General features: G+C 43.0%; 3 protein-coding genes. 2 read left to right on the forward strand and 1 reads right to left on the reverse strand.

Annotated features, from left to right (window positions below):
• Positions 1–768 (reverse strand): sigma 54-interacting transcriptional regulator (locus tag AC220I_RS20935; protein WP_486725812.1); only part of this gene is annotated, 768 nt, incomplete at its 3' end.
• 192 nt (positions 769–960) lie between these two features.
• Here AC220I_RS20935 and AC220I_RS20940 point away from each other — a divergent pair.
• Positions 961–1,989, forward strand: coding sequence for a 3-oxoacyl-ACP synthase (locus AC220I_RS20940; protein WP_486725813.1), 1,029 nt, complete (start codon positions 961–963; stop codon positions 1,987–1,989).
• A gap of 2 nt (positions 1,990–1,991) precedes the next feature.
• On the forward strand, positions 1,992–2,821 hold an 830-nt coding region (locus AC220I_RS20945; protein WP_486725814.1), incomplete at its 3' end, for an acetyl-CoA hydrolase/transferase family protein.

Consider the following 2,821-nt stretch of genomic DNA (forward strand, 5'->3'; position numbering starts at 1 on the left):
AAATATGGTGCCACCATTTGCAATTTCAAATTTTCCCTGTTTACCGTTCTTATTGGCACCTGTGAATGAGCCGGGTTCATAACCAAAGAGCTCTGACTCCAGGAGGGTGTCCGGTATGGCAGCACAGTTGATACAGACAAAGGGTTTTTCCGATCGCTGGCTTGCACTGTGGATGGCATGTGCGAAGAGCTCTTTCCCAACACCGCTTTCACCTGTGATGAGAACGGGAAGCTCTGTCTTCGAAAAAGACTTAGCCCTTTGTTTGAAATGCTGGATGAGTTTCGACTTGGCAATGATGTCATCAAAGGTATACTTTGGCTGTAAATTCGGCGAAGTGGTTTCGGTAAGTGGTTTGAAGTCTGGTCTGATCTTATTGATGATTAAATTTCGAATTTTAAACTCGATGCTGTCAGGTGATAAATGAGAGGGCACAATGATGCCTGCACAACCAATGATACGGTCTCCGTCGTAAATGGGGATACGATCCACGATGGCTTCCTTCCCAGACTTAAACCTGTGCTTCTTTCCGATTTCAGGAATGCCGGTTTGAATAACGATTGGGAACCGTGTGGTGTTATCGATGTCAATGAGGTTTTGACCGACAACGTCCTTAAGGGGAAGCTCTAGGAATTCTAAGAAAGCTTTGTTCATGACTAAAATCGTACAATTGTGATCCACAAAGTTAATGGGCAGAGAGAGCTCGTTGAATAAACTCTCTGGAATATTTTCCATGAACTTATCCAATTTTTGAGTGTGAGGATATGTCATTTATAATCACCGTCCCGTCATTTTTCTTCATTATACCATTGTAGGCAACACTTGAGAACTGTAACAAATATGTTATATGTATCAATAAAAAAACGGTTTAAAATCTTTGAAAACAAGTATTTTGAGAGAATACAGGGGATTTTGATTTTGGCAACAAACTTGCAGTATAGACAAGCATAGGAGGTATTTGATATGAATCAGACCAAAATAGGTATTGTAGATTTTGAACTCTACTTGCCAGAAGAAAAAATTACGGCAGAAGCCCTAAGTCCCCTTGTGAATATTCCGGCGGATATCTTAAGAAATAAAATGGGCATTAGTGAGAAACATGTGGGTGGTCCTGAAGACCACGCCGGTATGATGGCAACAAAAGCATCAAAGCGATTGCTTGAAAAGACAGGGATAGATCCTAAAGCACTTGATATGATCCTCTTTGCTGGGGAGACCTATTGTGAATATGTTTGCTGGACAGCGGCAATTAAACTCCAAAACGAGCTTGGGGCAGACAATGCCTATGCTTGGGATATGGGCTTTAGATGTGCGGCAACCCCCCTTGCCCTTAAAGTGGCCAAGGACATGATGCTTGCAGATGAGTCTCTTAAGACTGTCCTCATTGCAGGCGGTAACACCAATGCGTATCTTATTGACTATAAAGATAAGAATCAGTCCTTTATGTTTGACATGTCCCCAGCGGGGATTGCCCTCTTGCTAAAGCGAGATCATGATGAGAATATTCTACTGGAAACAGGTGTCATCACGGACTCTGTCTTTTGTGATGATGTCATCGGCAAATGGGGTGGGAGTCTTCATCCCATTGATGAAGAGATTGCGAGTGATCCTGAAAAACTCAGAAAGGCCAAGCTCATTCACCTGTCAGATCCTGAGGGCATGAAGAAGAGACTGGGTGAAAGATCGCTACCCAACTTCCTAGGTGCTGTTCAATTGGCAAAGGAAAAATCCAAACTGGAAGCGCCGATTGACTTTATTGGCATTACACATATTAATCCAAAGGCACATGATGCAATTCTTGAAAATTTAAACATGGATAAGAGCCAAAGTGTCTACCTTTCAGAAAATGGACATTGTGGTCATGTGGACCAGTTTTTAGCACTCAAATACGGCCTAGAGCAAAATAAGGTGAAATCAGGCGACATCGTGGCAATGCTAGGCGCAGGGACGGGTTATGCCTTTGCTTGCTCTTTGATTAGATGGGGGAAATGACCATGGAAAAATTAAAGAAGATATACAGTGATAAGCTGAGAAATGCAGAATCCTTTTTAACACATTTTAAAGATCAGGATTTTATCGTGGTGGGTCTAGGCGGCAGTGAACCCATCACCCTCATGAACGCCCTACACAGGCTTCATGAAATGGGTGTCAGAGGATGTGAACTTTCTAATACATTGCCTATGGGAGACTATCCTTTGTTTCAAGAACCCATATACAAAGAGAGCATACATGTTAATGGTTGGTTTTATACAGGTCCCATGAGAAAATATCATACCAAGGGCCATTTGTCCTTTCAGCCCCAGCATCTCCATAGAGCACTGGACAAGAGACTAGACGCGATGGCAGGTAGACGCAAGGTGCTTTTGGCCACGGCTGCACCAATGGACGAACACGGTTATTTTAGCTTATCCATAGGCAATACCTATGAAATGCAGCTTATTCGTTCAGGTGATGTAGAGGTGATTTTAGAGGTTTCACCACACTTCCCTAGGACCTTTGGGGACAATCAAGTTCACTTAAATGATGTTTCTGCAATCGTCGAAACAGATCGTAAACCACCCATTCTTCCCACTGGAGAATGCTCAGATAAAGACGAAGCCATTGGCCGCTATATCAGTGAGCTCATCGAAGATGGGTCAACAATTCAACTTGGTATCGGGGGGATTCCTAACGCTGTGGCAAAGGCCTTGATCGGCAAGAAGAATCTTGGCATTCATACGGAGATGTTTACAGATGGCATGATTGACCTCTTAGAATCAGGTTCAGTCAACAATAAGCATAAAACCCTTTATCCAGATAAGACCATATGTACTTTTGCGCTGGG

The organism is Fusibacter sp. (assembly GCF_057447755.1).